The 18226-nt window shown below is 35.7% G+C and carries 14 protein-coding genes; 9 read left to right on the forward strand and 5 right to left on the reverse strand.

What is annotated here, in order from left to right:
- Positions 1 to 123: 123 nt before the first annotated feature.
- Together FJ651_RS10030 and FJ651_RS10035 are read left to right on the forward strand one after the other, a co-directional pair.
- Positions 124 to 2166: an amidohydrolase family protein gene (locus tag FJ651_RS10030; RefSeq protein ID WP_140990377.1), complete on the forward strand. Its 2043-nt coding sequence runs from the start codon at positions 124 to 126 to the stop codon at positions 2164 to 2166.
- 71 nt (positions 2167 to 2237) lie between these two features.
- Positions 2238 to 2672, forward strand: a complete 435-nt coding sequence (locus FJ651_RS10035) for a hypothetical protein (protein ID WP_140990378.1) — start codon at positions 2238 to 2240, stop codon at positions 2670 to 2672.
- Positions 2673 to 2678: 6 nt separating this feature from the next.
- Here the strand turns inward: FJ651_RS10035 and FJ651_RS10040 are convergent, their stop codons facing one another.
- On the reverse strand, positions 2679 to 4220 hold the full coding sequence (locus FJ651_RS10040) for a pyruvate kinase (RefSeq protein ID WP_140990379.1): 1542 nt from the start codon (positions 4218 to 4220) through the stop codon (positions 2679 to 2681).
- Positions 4221 to 4364: 144 nt separating this feature from the next.
- Between FJ651_RS10040 and FJ651_RS10045 the strand changes: the two genes are divergently transcribed.
- The 3 genes from FJ651_RS10045 (at position 4365) to FJ651_RS10055 (ending at position 9543) form a co-directional block, all read left to right on the forward strand.
- Positions 4365 to 5207 (forward strand): metallophosphoesterase, encoded by an 843-nt coding sequence (locus FJ651_RS10045; RefSeq protein ID WP_140990380.1) that lies wholly within the window; start codon positions 4365 to 4367, stop codon positions 5205 to 5207.
- 78 nt (positions 5208 to 5285) lie between these two features.
- Positions 5286 to 6617: a metal-dependent hydrolase family protein gene (locus FJ651_RS10050; protein WP_140990381.1), complete on the forward strand. Its 1332-nt coding sequence runs from the start codon at positions 5286 to 5288 to the stop codon at positions 6615 to 6617.
- 37 nt (positions 6618 to 6654) lie between these two features.
- On the forward strand, positions 6655 to 9543 hold the full coding sequence (locus FJ651_RS10055) for a T9SS type B sorting domain-containing protein (RefSeq protein WP_140990382.1): 2889 nt from the start codon (positions 6655 to 6657) through the stop codon (positions 9541 to 9543).
- 217 nt (positions 9544 to 9760) lie between these two features.
- Here FJ651_RS10055 and FJ651_RS10060 read toward each other — a convergent pair whose 3' ends face one another.
- From FJ651_RS10060 to FJ651_RS10075, 4 genes are read right to left on the reverse strand one after another with little or no spacing between them, the layout of a single operon-like run.
- Positions 9761 to 10447, reverse strand: a complete 687-nt coding sequence (locus tag FJ651_RS10060) for a response regulator transcription factor (RefSeq protein WP_140990383.1) — start codon at positions 10445 to 10447, stop codon at positions 9761 to 9763.
- A 6-nt stretch (positions 10448 to 10453) separates the two neighbouring features.
- Positions 10454 to 11239, reverse strand: coding sequence for a sensor histidine kinase (locus FJ651_RS10065; RefSeq protein ID WP_140990384.1), 786 nt, complete (start codon positions 11237 to 11239; stop codon positions 10454 to 10456).
- Positions 11226 to 11909 (reverse strand): hypothetical protein, encoded by a 684-nt coding sequence (locus FJ651_RS10070; protein WP_140990385.1) that lies wholly within the window; start codon positions 11907 to 11909, stop codon positions 11226 to 11228. The genes FJ651_RS10065 and FJ651_RS10070 overlap by 14 nt, the downstream gene beginning before the upstream one ends.
- A 36-nt stretch (positions 11910 to 11945) precedes the next feature.
- On the reverse strand, positions 11946 to 12269 hold the full coding sequence (locus tag FJ651_RS10075) for a hypothetical protein (protein ID WP_140990386.1): 324 nt from the start codon (positions 12267 to 12269) through the stop codon (positions 11946 to 11948).
- Positions 12270 to 12624: 355 nt separating this feature from the next.
- Between FJ651_RS10075 and FJ651_RS10080 the strand changes: the two genes are divergently transcribed.
- The 4 genes from FJ651_RS10080 to FJ651_RS10095 all read left to right on the forward strand — a co-directional run bounded on the left by FJ651_RS10080 (position 12625) and on the right by FJ651_RS10095 (position 18137).
- Positions 12625 to 13182: a peptidase associated/transthyretin-like domain-containing protein gene (locus FJ651_RS10080; protein ID WP_140990387.1), complete on the forward strand. Its 558-nt coding sequence runs from the start codon at positions 12625 to 12627 to the stop codon at positions 13180 to 13182.
- A 216-nt stretch (positions 13183 to 13398) separates the two neighbouring features.
- A complete protein-coding gene (locus FJ651_RS10085; protein WP_140990388.1) occupies positions 13399 to 15960 on the forward strand; it encodes a M14 family zinc carboxypeptidase in 2562 nt (853 codons plus the stop codon).
- 47 nt (positions 15961 to 16007) lie between these two features.
- A complete protein-coding gene (locus FJ651_RS10090; protein ID WP_140990389.1) occupies positions 16008 to 17561 on the forward strand; it encodes an amidohydrolase family protein in 1554 nt (517 codons plus the stop codon).
- A 90-nt stretch (positions 17562 to 17651) separates the two neighbouring features.
- The gene (locus FJ651_RS10095; RefSeq protein ID WP_140990390.1) at positions 17652 to 18137 is read left to right on the forward strand and encodes a hypothetical protein; all 486 of its coding nucleotides are present in this window, start codon (positions 17652 to 17654) and stop codon (positions 18135 to 18137) included.
- The last annotated feature ends 89 nt before the right edge of the window (positions 18138 to 18226 follow it).

An 18226-nucleotide genomic window follows, 5' to 3' on the forward strand; every position in this document is an offset into this window, starting at 1 on the left:
AACAGAATTGATAAGGGTCTAGTTTACATTAATTTAGGGTATTTTTAATACAATGAAAATATATAGCTTGTTGCATTAAACATCTTTATTGCTATCTTTATGCATATTCTTAAACCAACCATTATGAAAACGTCTTTTTTGTATGTATCTCTATTATTATTCTTGCTCACTTCCTGCAAACAGGAACCATCAAAGGAGTCTTCCTTAATAAATTACCAAGGCAATGAAAGCTATTCGGTCATCTCTGGAAGTGCTATTGTAGGGTATTTAAAAACTCAAATTTCCGGGGATACCATTCAAGTAGATTACGATTATAAAGACAACGGGCGTGGACCAACCATGAAAGAAACCATTGTTTTAAATGCAGCGGGTTTTCCTATTCAATGGCAAATTACAGGCAATACTACTTTTGGAAATGCCGTAGATGAGCATTACACTTATAACGGTACCACGGCTTCATGGACAGACGCCACAGGAAGCGACAGCACCGCAGTTGATGCCACTAAATGGTATGTGAACCAATCGGGAAGTCCTTATTCAGCGATTCTAACGGCACGTAGTCTTTTAAAATCTGAAGATAATTCAGCTGAAGTGCTTCCGGCAGGAACATTGAAGTTAACCGAAATGGAAAAAACCAGCGTTACGGTTGATTCAAGCACTGTTAATCTTACGGCTTACGCCATATCCGGAGCAGATTTGAATCCGTCGTACATGATGGCAGATGAGGATATGCGTCTTTTCGCTGTTATTAGTCCGTCGTTTGTTATTTTGCGCGAAGGATTTGAAGCCAAAGAAAAAGAACTTCGGGCCTATGCTGAGAAGTATTCGGCAGAACGATTTGAATCGCTGCAAAAAGAATTCGCTCACAATTACAGTAAAAAAGTACGCATATCAAATGTAAAAATATTTGATCCTAAGACTTTATCGCTTTCAGATTTATCGTCGGTTGTAATTAATGGCGAACGAATTGAAAGCATTGAGGATGCTGATGCCAAAGGCGAAAACGAAGTTCTGATTGATGGGGCAGGTGGCACTTTGGTAGCGGGAATGTATGAAATGCATGCCCATGCCGGTGATGAAGATGGTTTGTTAAATGTGTTGGCGGGTGTTACTTCGTTTAGAGATATGGGTAATAACAACGAAGTGCTTGACGAATTGGTCAAAAAAATAGAATCCGGTATTCTGGCCGGACCAAGAATACACCGTTTGGGCTTTATTGAAGGTAAAAGTGAATACAGCGCCAACAATGGTATTGTAGTAGGGTCTGAAGCTGAGGCATTGGCGGCAGTAGATACCTATCGGGAGAAGGGCTATTACGGCGTGAAACTTTACAACTCTATGAATGGTGATTGGGCACCCGCCATAGTTAAAAAGGCGCACGAATACAATATGTTTGTTTGTGGACATGTACCGGCATTTTCAAACGCCAACGCCATGTTAAGAGCCGGTTTTGACGAAATGACCCATATCAATCAAACCATGTTGGGCTGGGTGCTAGAACCGGATGAAGACACGAGAACCCTATTGAGATTAACAGCTTTAAAACGATTACCTCAAATAGATTTAAACAGTGCTAAAGTTCAAGAAACCATGGATTTGTTTGTTAAAAATAACACAGCCATAGATCCAACCTTAGCTATTCATGAAGTTTTACTGACCGCTAGAAACGGTGAAGTTATGGAAGGTACTAAAGACTTTATAGACCATATGCCTCCAAATGTCCAACGCAGCTCGAAAATGGCTTTGGCAGAAGTGGCTACACCTGAAGATGATTTGGCTTATAAGGCAGGTTACAACAAAATAGTGGAGACTTTAAAAATGATGAAAGAGAAAGGGATTTTTATTGTACCGGGAACCGATTTGGGTGGTTCATTCTTTTACCATCGCGAATTGGAGTTGTACCAACAATTGGGATATACACCCGCTGAACTCTTAAAATTGGCCAGCTATGATATGGCTAAATATATGGGAGATGAAGACCTTGGAAGCATTGAAGCGGGCAAATTAGCCGATTTCTTTTTAATTCCCGGGAATCCTGTTGAAGATATCAAAGCCATAAAAACCATAGCTATGGTAAGTCGCGGCGGTACGATTTATTATCCGACTGAAGTGTATCCGGCTTTTGGAATCAAACCATTTACGCCTATGCCCGTAGTAGAGGAATAAATGCAATAGCTTGTTTAATAGAATTTTATTATATTTACAAAGTTGAAATTGTTTAACCCAAATCTTCAATTATGAAAAGTTTATTTTTATCCGGATTAAAAATCACAAAACTCTTGATGATAGTTGCGGTTTTATTTACCGTAGGCAAACTAAATGCTCAAGACACCAAGGCATCAGACCTAAAAGATTTTAAAATTGTTATCGAAAATACCGCCAATGGTTTTAAAATGCAGGGTGTTGAAGGTACCGTTTGGACAGATTTATCGTTTACTGCTTTAAAAAATCAACCACAAGCTGTTAATACTTACGGGATGACAACGGTTAACGAAAAGATGGAAGAAGTAGATGATAAATACACTAAATTTCTGTTTACTATAACCAAAACAGCCAATGGTGTTGAATTAAAAGGACTGGAAGGTACAGCCTGGAAGGAATTGGGTCTTACTTTTTCGTTTGATTCAGAAAAAGTAATGTTAGATCAATTTGGTTTAAAAAAAATATATTAATCTCGGTTAATCCGTTACAAGCGGTTTCGAGATTCCCAATATAGGATGCAATGCGTTTTGTGCTACATGTAAGGCACGGAACGCATTTTTCTTTTTAAAGGAGTGCGCTTCCATTCGCGTGAGAATATTTTTAAGAAGTACGATAGCATCGTTGATAAACGGACCTTTATTAAGCATGATACATTCGGCGTGAACACCTTGCACCACATCGCTAATTTCAGCGCGTGTTGGAATACCGGTTTTGGCCAAATTTTCAAGCACCTGAGTTGCCCAAATAACCGGAACATGAGCAGCTTCGCAAAGCCATAATATTTCGTTTTGAACCTCTGAGCTTCTTTCAAAACCTATCTCAACAGCCAGATCACCTCTGGCAATCATTACGCCCATAGGGGCGCGCTTCATGCCTTCCAATAAAATAAAGGGTAAATTCTCAAAGGCTTCCTTATTTTCAATTTTATATACAATGCCAATATTATCGGCATTGTACAGTTTTAATTGCTCATGCAGGTAATTAACGTCTGATGCTGTTCTAACAAACGAATAACCAACAATATCGGCATTGCCGCAAACAAAGGGTAAATTTTCTATATCCTTTTCTGTAAGTGCAGGCAGGTTGAGTTGGGTGTCGGGTAGGTTAATGCCTTTTTCTGAGGCTAATTTATTCTTATAGCACTTGGTAATGAGCAACTCTGCCGCTTCGGTTGTTTTTGATACCACTACAGATTCAATCATCCCGTCATCAAACAACACACGGTGGTTGATTTTTATATCTTCAATTATTTCGGGTAGAAGCACCCCGATTTCACCTATTTTGGTTTGTTTGCCGTGTTTTTTAAATTTAGAGGATTTTCCCCGGGAATCTGTTTTTGTCAGGCAAATATGTTCACCTTCACGAACAGAAATACTGTTTTTAAACTTTCCTTTCTTTCGAGGAATAGCTATAGGCGCAATTCTTAACTTTGGACCGGATAAGTCCATGTAAATAATGATGTTGTGTGTAGTTTCTTTATTTATTTGTTTAATGTATTTCACCATATTTGACCATTCTTCCAAATTACCGTGACTTAGATTAATGCGGGCAATTTGCATACCGCTATCGGCCAGTTGTTGAATCATGCTTTTGTCGTGAGCGGCTTCGTTTGGAAGCGTTACCATAATGCGTACCTGATGTTTTTTATCCTCGGCCTTAAACAAATGACGCGTATGGCGTTTGAGTATTTTTTTGCTCTTTTTATAACCGATCATTTCAATAGCAGCGGGTTCTTGAACCGGTTGACCTTGAATGAGTTTTAAGTTTTTAACCACGTTAAAAAGATTGCTGTAAACGTAACCCTCGGAGGTAGCGAGTGAAGAAATACCATAGTCTGATAAACTATCGTGATAAGTTCTTAAATCGACACTTCTCAACATTAAATACCTACAAAGATTCTTGGCGCTCAACCGGTAATTAGGGTGTACTTCAGCAACAGATGTATCGATTTTTGAATCATTATCTATGATATATTCAAGAATCTGATTTAGATTTTGGATTAAACTTTCGGTGGTCATGATTGCTTTGTACTTTTGTAAAAACTCAGGTTAGATATCGCAAAATTAGCTCAAATGAAGATGTCTAAAGATGATGAATGTCAAGTTTGTACAGTATTTGTGAAATTCTGAAACAAAACCATATTTTATTCGTTTACCTATAAAATGAACAGACGAAAATTTATCAAACAATCTGCATTAGGAACTGTAGCGCTTAGCACTTTTACAGGTTTTTACACCTGGCAAGTTGAGCCATTTTGGTTAGAATTCGTTGAAAAGTTAATGCCCATTAAAAATTTGCCGTCACACCTTGATGGCAAGACCCTGATGCAAATAAGCGATTTACATGTAGGTGATAAGTTTGATTACCAATTTATAATAGATTCTTTAAAAAAGGCACAAGTATATAAGCCTGATATTGTTGCGTATACCGGGGATTACGTTACTTGGAGAGGTAAGCGCCAGTTTGAACAACTCGATGAGGTTTTAAAATATACCGTTCGAGGTAAGTTGGGTACAGTTGGCATTTTAGGTAATCATGATTACGGACACCGTTGGGAAGAACAATGGGTGGCTGATGGTGTATCCGAAAGGTTGCAAAATAACGGTATTGACATTCTTATAAACGAAAAAATTGATATCAACGGTTTAAGTTTTATTGGTATAGACGACTTTTGGGGACTGCATTTTGAACCTGAAAAAGCTACTGCTTTACATAGGTCAAATGAGTCCACTGTAGTGCTATGCCACAATCCGGATGTTTGCGATATGGATGTTTGGAACGGTTATCAAGGCTGGATTTTATCGGGTCATACGCATGGCGGACAAATAAAACTGCCGTTTTTATCAGAACCTATACTTCCTGTTAAAAACAAACGTTATTCTCAAGGTGAAATTGATTTGAACGATGGCAGACGACTTTATATCAACCGCGCATTGGGGCATACGCTGCAACTTCGATTTAATGTAAGACCCGAAATTACTATTTTTAAATTAATGGCAATTTAGACGATTTGGTTTTTTTAAAATATTCATTGTTTATTACCACATCTATTGTTATCTTACCCTCAATTAAATACACTCAAAATGATAAAGAAAATTTACCGGGTAAGCTTAATTATTTTACTGTTGTTGAGTATCTCGCTAAAAGCCCAAAAACCTCAAACCATACTTATTAATAACGTTGAAATATTTAATGGCATTGACCAAAAAACCATTAAAGGCAATGTACTAATTGAAGGTAATAAAATCAGTAAAATTTCCAATAAACCTATTGCTACCAATAAAAGTGCTTTGGTAACCATTATCGATGGTGGTGGTAAATTTTTAATGCCCGGATTGATAGATGCACATTATCACGCTATGTTTGCCGGTTTGCCTCAAATAGCCTTATTGACTTCAGATATTGGATTTGTGAACATTGCCGCCGCCAAGAACATTGAAAATTTGTTGATGAACGGTTATACAAGTGTTAGAGATTTGGGCGGACCTGTATTTGGATTAAAACAAGCCATAGATCGCGGATTGGTTAATGGTCCGAGAATCTGGCCATCGGGAGCGTTTATTTCTCAAACCGGTGGTCACGGCGATTTCAGATTGCCAAATGACATACCCGCCGATCCAACGAAAGGGTTAACCTATGCCGAGCGCATCAATGCCGCGGCAATTGCCGATAACCCCGATGCTGTAAGAGTTAAAGCACGTGAACAACTCATGTTAGGTGCCAGCCAAATAAAACTAATGGCCGGCGGCGGTGTTTCATCAATGTACGACCCTTTAGATGTGACGCAGTACACCGAAGCTGAAATTAGAGCAGCTGTAGAGGCAGCCGAAAATTGGGGAACTTATGTTACTGTGCACGCTTATACGCCACGAGCCATTCAACAATCAATCAGGGCAGGAGTGAAGTGCATTGATCACGGACAAATGATAGATGAAGAAACCGTTAAAATGATGGTAGAACACAATGTGGCCTGGAGTTTACAGCCTTTTATTGACGAGGGCGACAAAGGTGTATTGTCGCCCGAAAGCAGAGCTAAACAGTTAGAAATGTACAACGGAACAGACACTGCCTTTGCACTAGCAAAAAAATATAACGTTAAAATAGGTTATGGAACCGATGTGCTCTTTGATGGACAAAAAGCCGCACAACCGGGTGTTCAATTACTTAAAATGAAACGATGGTTTAACAACTACGAAATTTTAAAAATGGCTACTTCTAACAATGCGGATATATTGGCCATGTCGGGAAAACGGAGTCCGTATGCGGGTAGGATAGGAGTGATAGAAGAAGGTGCCTTGGCAGATTTATTACTTATCGATGGAAATCCTTTAGAAAATTTGGAGTTGTTTACCAATACACAGACGGCGTTATTATTGATAATAAAAAATGGACAGTTTGTAAAGAATATTTTATAGTTTAGCACTTATAAAATAATGCACCTCAGATCTAATCATGCTAAAAAACACCTTTTTATACTGCTTTTTATTATTTAATACATTCTTATATTCCCAATGTCCAAGCGGTGATGTCATTCTAGATAATCAAAGTGATGTGCAAGAATTTCTAAATAATTTTGGTAGTTGTAATACAATTGATGGCGATTTAAAAATTGGTTTTGATGTTACTGATATTTCTGAGTTAACTTCAATTGTTATTATTCGTGGCAGTCTCGAATTAAGCTATGCAAAAGTTAACGGTGTTTCGAATTTTTACAACCTAGAACACGTTGGTGGCGACTTTATTATTCGTAATTCTAAAGTTGAAACAGTTGCCAGTATTAACAACTTACATACTGTTGGAGGTGATTTTATTATTTCTGAAAATCACCCAACCATCATTTCGATTTCCGGTTTTGAGGCTTTACAGAATGTTGGAGGTAATTTTTTTTTAAACCATAATAATACGATGCAATCTCTAACCGGATTTGAAAATTTAACAAAAGTAGATGGTTGGTTCAGTATTTCTAATAATCGCGAAATAACAAATGTTGTAGGATTTGATTCGTTATTAACGGTTGGAGCAGGAATGGATGGTGAAAATGATTATAATAATGCTTTTGTGTTTTCTAACAATTTATATTTAGAAACTATTAGTGGCTTTAACAAGCTCGAAAAAATTCATACTAGTTTTCGAATAGTATCTAATTTTTATCTTCGCTCTGTTGAAGGCTTTTCAAATTTAAAATCGGTAGATGGCTTTTTTGGAATTATGTTTTGTCCAATATTAAGTACCATACCAGATTTTAATAAAATAAATGACATATCGGGTGGGTTTGAAATTGCTCATACAGACCTTCCGAGTGTTTCCGGATTTAATTCGTTGCAAACTATAGACATTTGGTTTATTTTCCACGATAACCCAAGTGTTGTTCAAATTAATGGCTTTAATAATTTGACTTCTATTAGTGGCAGTGTTCAAATTTTTGGAAATGAGGCATTAGAAAATATAAGTGGCTTTTATTCACTTTTATCTATTGGTGGTATTCTCTCAATTAATAATAATGAATCTCTAACTACGTTAACAGGATTAGAATCATTAGAGCAAATTGGTTTTCCTGATAGTGACTCTTACATTGTGGGAAACTATAGTTTATTAGATTGCTCAGCGATTTGTAATCTTTTAACAAATAACGGTGTTATTGGAAACCTAAATATATATGGTAATCCATCAGCTTGTAGCAGTTTATCCGAAGTAGAAGAAATTTGTGGGGTAATTCAAGTAAATCATTTGGATATATGTATAAATGACACGCCGTTAGATTTATTTAATTTATTACCAGGAGAACCATTACTTAATGGAACTTGGTCACCAGCACTATCGAGCGAATCAGGTATTTTAGATCCTGCTATTGATTCGCCGGGTCTTTATACCTACACCTTTATAAATAGCGACGGAGAGTCTTTACAATATGGTGTTATGGTTAAGATAAATGAAATACCAAATGCTGGCGAAGACATTGAAATTGAGCTATGTTTTAATGATCCTGCAGTAGATTTATTGGGTTTATTAGGAGGTGATGTGGATTCTAATGGTTATTGGACCCCCAGTTTGTCAAGTGGTACATCTATTTTTAATCCAAGCGTCGATAGTTCAGGGGAATATTTGTACACCGTATATAATGAAAGTTGTGGTAATGATGTTTCAACGGTAACTGTGTTATTGTACAATTTACCAAACGCAGGCCAGGGAACAGATTTAGAGATATGTATTAACGAAGATCCATTAGATTTATTTGATTTTTTAGAAGGATCTCCGGATACCTATGGCTTTTGGACACCCATTTTATCAAGCGGCAATAGCATTTTTAATCCATCAGTTGATTTGCCGGGAACTTATGTTTATTCTGTGAATTCAGAAAGGTGTGGTAGTTCATCAACAGAAATTAATATTACGGTCAATGATTTGCCTTATGCAGGTGAAGACGGTGAAATAGCATTATGTTCAAATAGTGAACCTATAGATTTGTTCGAAATTTTAGGAGGTAATCCAAACGCTAATGGTTATTGGTTTCCCAATTTAATTAGCGGAACTTCTGTTTTCGACCCTCAGAGAGATACAGCCGGAGTATACAAATATGTAGTAGATAGCGCAACATGTGGTTCTGATGAATCAACTGTACTCGTTACTTTAGAACATCCACCAAATGCCGGTGTAGGTACCGAAATTGAAGTTTGTATAACTGAAAATCCAATAAACCTATTTGAATTACTAGGAGGTATGCCAGATACTGATGGATATTGGTCTCCGAACCTGGCCTCAGGGACAAGTGTTTTCAATCCAAAGTTAGATTCACAAGGTGAATATAACTACACGGTAACCGGCAGCATCTGTGAAACAGCTGTTTCACAAATAACTATATCTGTAATAAATAGCTCGGAAATCTCAAATTATGAAATTTCTGTAACTGAGTTTAGCAATAACAACTCAATTGAGGTTAATATTAATTCTAATTCTGATTTTGAATACTCAATTGATGGTATATCTTGGCAAAGAAATAACCGGTTTTTTAATTTAAGTGGAGGATATTACACTATTTATGTGCGAGAACTTAATGGTTGTGGTGTATTAGAACTGCCAATTCCAATATTAGATTATCCTAAATATTTTACCCCAAACGGTGACGGATTCAACGACTGCTGGAGTTTAAGTGGTATTTCAAATCAAAAGTTTAAAGTTTATATTTTTGATAGATACGGTAAAAATTTAAAATTATTAGATGATGAAAATGACTGTTGGGATGGTACTTATCAAGGACAAATGATGCCTTCAAATGATTATTGGTTTAAAGCGGTTTTTAATAGTGGAATAACCAAGATTAATCATTTTACCCTTAAAAGGTGATTTATTTAGAGTTTATATGAGGTTTTTATTCTCAATTATATTTATAAACTACCTACCATATCCAACATTATAATCAGACATAGTTAGAAACGATAAAGGCCTCGACCGATATAAAATAATAGATATGATCTATATATGCTTATTTATAAATAGTGCTTTATAACTTTGGTTTAATAAAGAAAATGAAATCATTTCTACTACTGTTTGTAAGGTTAGTCTAACTCATCTTTAAGAGCGTTTCAATAGAGATTAAATCATTTTGAAGTGCAAAAACAACCAACCCAGCAACATTTTTTGATTTGGTTTTCTCCATTAAATTATTGCGGTGGACTTCAATGGTACGTGGGCTTATAGATAATTTTTCAGCGATTTCCTGAGTATTAAATTCAAGGCAAATATGTTCCAAAATCTGATATTCTCTATTAGTAAGAAAATCGGGGTCCAAGACACTTTTTACAGCTGTATTGCTCTTGTTTTTCTTTTCATCATTTATAATTTTCAATGTTAATTTATTGTAATAAAACCCTTTTTGGTGAACTTTATTAATAGTTTCAATCATTTCTTGCGGCGTAGAATTTTTGATAATGTAAGATGAAACGCCTTCGTTTATCATGTTGATAATAAAAGATCTGGTATCGTAACTGGATAAAGCTATTACTTTTAATTGTGGATATAAAGTATTCAAAATTTTAGTAGTCTCTACGCCATTAAGCATGGGCATTTTTAAATCCATTAAAATAATATCGGGAAGTCTTTTGGCACGTTTTAAGTAATTTAGTAATTCATTGCCATTAGACGCTTCAAAAACCACTTTTAAATTAGGTTCACGCTCGAGAATAAATTTTATTCCGCTTCTAAATAGGGCCTCATCATCAACGAGAATAATTTCAATTTGTTTTTCCATACTTACCTAGAAATGAATTAAAAAATGTGTGCCCTGATTCAACTTTGAGTCAACAGTCAGTTTTGCTTGCAAAAGTGATATGCGACTTTCAATATTTTTCATCCCTAATCCTTTTTTATGGACCGAATTTGTTACATCAAAACCTTTGCCATTATCGCTATAGTGTAATTTAATACCATCGGAGTCTTGGTTAAAGTCAATAGTAATGGTATTGGCCTCACTGTGTTTAAGAGAATTGTTTATAAGCTCTTGAAGTATTCTAAATACATGCAGGTGCTTTTCATGTGCTAAATCATCAAAATTGAGATGGTTATTATATTTAATCTGAAGCTGTCCGATATTATTGATGTTTTCAACCAATTCCTTAATGCCTTCATGTAAACCAAATTTATCAATTACAGGAGGTAACAAATCGTGTGCGATGCGTCTAGAACTTTGTAAAACCTTATTGGTTAATTCCAGAATGGTATTAGTGATTTTTAATTGTTCGTTATAATCTAAATTGGGCGTTTTCAGCATATAACAGTTAATGGCTACCACATTTAAACCGGAACTAATATCGTCATGCAGATCTTGTGCAATACGGTTGCGTTCTTTTTCCTGAGTTTCAATTATGGCGTTGATAAGGGTTTTTTGATGGGCTATTTCTTTCTCTCTATTTTTGATTTTTTGTTCGATAATTTTTTTTCTAGAGAAGTATACAAACACCAAAACAGCACTGCCCATCAATATAAAAGCGAAGAATATATAAATGATAACCCTGATAATTTCAACGTTTTCAATGTTTTCCATGGATTAATTTAGATTTAACATTAATGGCATTTAACATGTAAAAAATATAAATCCCTTCTGCCAAAATAAATAACTGAAATATTGTGTAAATCAATTTATTAAGTTCAGTGTTGATACTGTCAAGTTTTAAAATTAAATTAAGGTTTCCTACTAAAAATAAAATGGTGCTGCCAAACAAATAAACGAATAATCCAATGTTAAAAAATAAAAACTTTCTTTTGGCTCCAAGTAAATTATAGAAATGAAACAACGCATATATAATTAATAAATACGAACACAAAAATACCTCTAACTCATTAAATTTAAAATATAACTCAGGTTTTAAACTATATTGAACGGCTAAAACTATTAAGCAGCAAATAACACTGTAGCGGATAATTTTTTTTTGAATTTGTAACTTACAAATTTCATGATAGAAATAAGCCAGCCATAATAGCTGCAATATGAAATAATAATGTGTGCCAAAAAGATTGTTAGTGCCTTTAAATGCCAACCAAGCACCATAATTTTGAATAATAAAAATGGTGGCTAAATACAGTGCTAAAATACTATAAACTTTTATTTTTGTTTTAAGAGCGAACCAAGCAAATAGAATCGTATTTATTGTTAATAATACGGTAGAAGGAGATGCGGCAAACTTCAAGAAATCAAAAAGCTCTTTAAAAAACATCGTATATATTGAAAATAATCAAAACTATTTTAAGTACTATTTTGAAACTATAAATGGTGGAATATTATTACAATATTCGGGGCAAGGTAAGGTAAAATCATAAATATAATAGCCGTTGACCTCGTCTATTAAATCGTTCCCTTTTTCGTCAACACCTACAATAATAAGGCGTGTTGTATTCGTTTCATCGATACCCATATAAGTTCTTACGTCAACTGCTTTTTCGGGCTTAAGTGCTTCACTAACATCCGTTCCGGGAATTAGAAATGCCGCAATGTGTGGTGTTTTGTTGTTGTTTTGAGCTTCTTTCCAACGATTTGCCCATGCTTGAGCAGTCTCGAGACTTATAGTATTTTTCATTTTAAGAGGGATTTAATAATGTTATAAATATATTATAAATAATACAGTTTTGGCTGAAAGTTTAACAGAATTTGAAGGTTTGGAGTCTTTTGAAGCAACCGTTTTTAGGATTTTTAAATTTAACATATTCACGTTTATAATTTTAAGTAGATAGGTATGTTGAAAATAATTTTTTAATAGGAGAGAGCAATGTCATATAACTATTTATTAGATCAAACAGCACCTATATAAATACATTTCACCGAAATAATTTGCATTCTTTTTCAGTTAGTCGTGATTTTATGGGTGTTACCAATTTTTTTATTGGTTTGGGCATTATTTTTTGACTTTTGGTGTGTCTCAAATTTTAAAACTTATGAAAACTCTAAATTTACTTTTTGTTTTATTACTATCCTTTGGGGTTGGAAGCCACAATTTAATTGCTCAGGATTTGATTAATACTGATACTATTCCGGGATTTGATTCCAAACCCAATAAACTTAAAATTTCAGGAGTTGTTTATGAAAGCGATGGTGTGACACCTGCTAAAAATGTTATTTTAAGTATTGAACAGGCCGATGAACATGGTAATTTTAATGTTGTTGATGAAAACGGCAAAAAATCTGTCATTAATAGTGGTTCAATTAAAACCGATGACAGTGGGATGTACACCTTTTACACCTATATCCCCGGTAACGACAGACGTTTTAATATGCAACAACAATTGTTTGTGTTTATTACTGAAGCTGATAATACATCCTATGAAATTCCTTCATTTCTTTTTGATGCAGATCCTTTATTATCTAAACAATGTCGTAAACGCATTTCTAAAAAAGGTGATCCAAGCCGTATTTTAAAACCAACTGTTGTTGACGGTTTAAATGTGGTGCAAAAGGATATTATTTTGACTTCTTCGTTAGAGGCGTTAAATTAATTTGCTTTTGTTCTTATTTCTTCGATTAAATTTTTCATTCTTTTCACTTAACAATAAATTTAGCTTTTATTCAAAGAAAGTTTAACGAATTGAACGAACTCCCTTTGAATAAACAGACCAGCCAACGCTTATTTAATTGTTAAAGGGCAAGGTTTATCGGTGCGGAATTAGAATAAATTTCTATTTTAGAGACTTATTATTAAATTAACCAACCGAATGACTTCTTCAAAATTATTGTTCACCATGGTGCTTTGTGCGATCATGGTATTACCGCTATCGGCACAAGATTATTTCTTAAAAAACAAAGGACCTTTTAATCCGGAGATTCCTTCTCCCGAAGAATTTTTAGGCAGGCCTATTGGTGCACAGCACACCAGACATGATTTGATTGTAGCTTATCTAACCAAGCTGGCCGAGCTTTCAGATCGTGCTGAAATTGAAATTTACGGACAAACACATGAAATGCGTAAATTGGTAATGCTACGCATTTCAACTCCTGAAAATCTAAAAAACTTAGAATCTTTAAAGCAGGAGCATTTAAAATTTGTAGATCCAAGCCAAAATCCCACAAATTATGATGCACTTCCAATTTTTATACAATTGGGGTATAATGTACATGGCAATGAGCCTTCAAGTTCAGAAGCTGCGCTGTTAACAGCTTACACCTTAGTGGCTTCCAATAATCCTGAAGTAAAAAATTATTTGGAGAACTCGGTTATTTTTATCGATCCAACCATCAATCCTGATGGGCGCGACAGGCATACACAATGGGCAAATCAGTTTTTGGCAAAAGAAATTGTATCTGATGCTGCCGATGCAGAACACAACGAAACCTGGCCTAGAGGTAGAACTAACCATTATTGGTTTGATTTGAACAGAGACTGGTTATTAGCAGTTCATCCTGAAAGTCAAGGTAAACTAAAGTGGTATCACCAATGGTATCCAAATGTAGTGACCGATTTTCATGAAATGGGAACCAATAGCAATCACTTTTTTGAGCCAATGAAACCTAATGGCTCACTAGACCCTATAATGCCAAAAGAAAACTATCAAGATTTAAACGACATGTTTGCTAAATATTTTGTGAGTGCGCTAGACGAAATCGGGTCGTTTTACTTCACCAAAGAAGCCTTTGATGGCACCTACCCGGGTTATGGAAGTTCTTATCCGGATTTACAGGGTGCTCTGGCTTTATTGTTTGAGCAAGCCAGTTCCAGAGGTCACCTTCAGGATACAGATTATGGCACCATATCTTTTGCATTCACCATTAGAAATCAGTACACATCAAGTTTTGCTACCATAAAAGCAGCTGTTGAAAATAAAGCATACTTACGACAATATCAACAAACATTTTTTAAAACCGCTTTATCAGAAAAAATACCTACCGGCTTTACGGCTTATGAGTTTGGTGATGCTTACGACAACAATAGAAACAAAGCCTTTGTCGATTACCTTTTAAAACATAAAATAAAAGTATACAAAAACGGAAACAAATTTACTGTACCACTAAAACAACCACAACGCAGAATGGTACAATCTATGTTTGAAACCTACAGTAAATATCGCGATAGTGTTTTTTATGATGCCTCTGCCTGGAGTGTTGCCAACTTTTATAATATGGATTATAGCGGCTTAAAAACCGCTAATCTTGGTGAGGAAGTCACTTCAACCGAAAGCATTAACAAGGTAGTGTCTGTTCCAAAAAGCGATTATGCATACATCATGGATTGGGACGACTATTATGCGCCTTCAGCCTTATACTATATGCAGTCAAGAGGTATCATTGCGGCATCAGCATTTAAGCCTTTTTCCAGTAAAACTAATTCTGGAGACAAAGATTTTAATTATGGCAGCATTATGATTCCGGTAAGCAAACAACAAGAACTAACAAGTGACGAGGTGTACCAAATAGTAAAAGAAGCTCAAGATAAATTTAATGTCCCAATCTACTCAGCAAATACCGGTTTTAGTATTAAAGGTATTGATTTAGGAAGTAACAATTTCAGAGCCGTTAAAAAGCCGAAAGCAGCCATGTTAATTGGTGATGGTGTTAATAGCTATGAAGCTGGTGAAGTTTGGCATTTATTAGACACCAGAGCCAAAATGCCAATTACAAAACTTCAAACCAATACCATTCGTGGCAATTGGTTAGAAAAGTACAATACCCTTGTGATGGTTTCAGGAAGTTACAATACGATCGATTCTATTCAACGTCAAACTATCAGAGATTGGACGGCCAACGGCAATACCTTAATTACCATTGGATCTGCTTCAAAATGGGTAATTGACCAAAAATTGGTAAAGGAAAAACTAACTACTAAGCCTAAGTCGAAAGACAAAGACGAAAAGGAAGCATCTGAAAAAGTTGAAAGACTGCCTTATGTTGATGCTAGTGAAAATTTAGGCAGAGAGCAAGTTGGCGGCGCTATTTTTGAAGTTGATTTAGACGTCACGCATCCTTTAGGATTTGGTTACAGAGCCGGTAAACTTCCTGTTTACAAAAACAATAATGTTTTTTTGGCACCAAGTACTAGCCAATATGGTACTGTTGCCAAATACACAGAAAACCCTCATATAGATGGATACATTTCTGGTGATAACCTCAACATCTATTTAAAACCATCCGCTTCCCTTATTGTGAGTCAGTTGGGAAGTGGTCGGGTTGTAATGTTTGCAGACAATCCTAATTTTAGAGGTGCTTGGTATGGTACCAATAAGCTCTTTTTAAACGCCTTGTTTTTTGGTAGTAATATTTCTGTGCCAAGAGCGCGCAATTAATAAACCGTATTTTAACTTAAAAAAACCTAATCAAGTCAGGAAATATTATGAAAAAACTAACCATTCTATTCTCGTTCCTATTTATTTTAAACGGTTTTGCTCAAGATAATTATCGAGGCGATGGACCACATTCTCAACTCATTATTCGTGGTGTTACTTTAATTAATGGTGATGGTTCACCACCACAAGGCCCCATAGATATTGTTGTTGAAGGCAACAAAATTGTCAATATACAAGTTGTTGGATATGATGGTGTCCCTATTGACGACTCTAAACGACCAAAACTAAAGTCCGGTGGTAAAGAACTAGATGCCAATGGCATGTATTTACTACCTGGTTTTGTTGATATGCATGGTCATATAGGTGGAAATGCTCAAGGCGCAGACCCTGAATATGTATTTAAACTTTGGATGGCTCATGGTGTCACAACCGTAAGACAGCCCAGTGGTATTAACGCATTGGAGCTAAAACGACAAAGTGCAGCCAACGAAATTATTGCACCGAGAATTTTTGAATATACCGGTTTTGGATCCGGAAGCAACCAACCTATTACCACGCCTGAAATGGCTCGAGAGTGGGTAAGGCAAAATGCTAAAAAAGGCGCTGATGGTGTCAAGTTTTTTGGTGCTGAACCCGATATTATGACCGCAGCCTTAGACGAAAACAAAAAGTTGGGTTTGAGATCCACAGCGCATCATGCACAATTAAGTGTAGCGCGCTGGAATGTATTACATTCTGCCAGAGCAGGAATGACCTCTATGGAACATTGGTATGGCTTACCCGAAGCGTTGTTTAATGATAGAACTGTACAACACTACCGTTTGGATTATAATTACCAAAACGAACAGCACCGTTTTGAGGAAGCCGGGAAACTCTGGAAACAAGCTGCTGAGCCCTACTCAGAGCACTGGAATAAGGTAATGAATGAGTTATTGGCATTGGATTTCACCATAGATCCAACATTTAATATTTATGAAGCGAGTAGAGATTTGCATCGTGCCAGAAGAGCCGAATGGCATGAAGATTATACCTTGCCGTCACTCTGGAAATTCTATGAACCCAGTAAAATTAGCCATGGCAGTTATTGGCATTATTGGGGAACCGAGCAAGAAGTGGAATGGAAACACAATTATAAACTTTGGATGACTTTTGTTAACGAATATAAAAATAGAGGAGGCCGCGTTACGGTTGGCACCGATTCCGGTTTTATATACCAACTGTATGGATTTGCTTATCCGCGAGAACTTGAATTGTTAAGAGAAGCCGGATTTCATCCTTTAGAGATTATAAGAGCGGCCACTTTAAACGGCGCCGAGGCGCTTGGTTGGGACGATAAAATTGGGTCTGTTCAAATTGGAAAACTTGCAGATTTTGTGATTGTTGAAGAAAACCCATTGATGAATTTAAAAGTACTTTATGGCACAGGTGCAATCAAACTAACTCAAGACAACGAAGTGGTTCGAGTGGGTGGTGTTAAATACACCATTAAAGACGGTATTATTTATGACGCCAAGCGTTTGCTAAGTGATGTGAAGGCCATGGTTGATAAGGCTAAGGCAGAAACCAACTGGAAAATGAAACAGCCGGGAGTTAAGGATTAGCGTGTAAGGTGATTAATTTTTTTTCAGGAGTATTAGCGAACCCTTCAAAAGCTGTGATGGATTAATTTTTTTAAATATAAATAAGACAATATGTCTAAATTACTCGAAACAATAACTTCAAAAGACATTTCCTATATTCTAAATAATCCCTGGAAATTTACACATTACGAGTGGAAGTTACACAATGAACATAATAAGAAGAGTTCGTTAGACCATTTAATTGAACAAGTTGAATTAACTCGCAATGGAGGCTATTCTAAAATATGGAAGATCGAAAATAATTTGCCTTTAGCTATTCTGGGAGCTATCATAGTTAGTGATAAAAAACTAGAGGGCTTTTTTGTTGCAAGTAAGCATATGGAAGAGGAAAACTATGCTTTAAAAGTAAGTTTTGAAATGCGTAAAATCTTCGAGGAGCAATCTAATAATTATAAAGGTTGCACGCTAGGGTTATATTCTGAATCAAAGCATATTGATAATCAGCTTTCTTGGTTGCGCTTTATTGGATTTAAATATATGCCAGATGGTAATAGAGGAAATACTCGATATTTTGAGTACGTTTCAAGAGTTTCATAGTTTGAGCATTTAGTTTTAGAAATTATTTATTTTTTGTAATGTTAAAAAATAAAACTATCTTAGTTAATAACAAGTCGATGATTAGCGCA

The sequence above is a fragment of the Paucihalobacter ruber genome, from assembly GCF_006494535.1.
Lineage (GTDB): Bacteria > Bacteroidota > Bacteroidia > Flavobacteriales > Flavobacteriaceae > Paucihalobacter > Paucihalobacter ruber.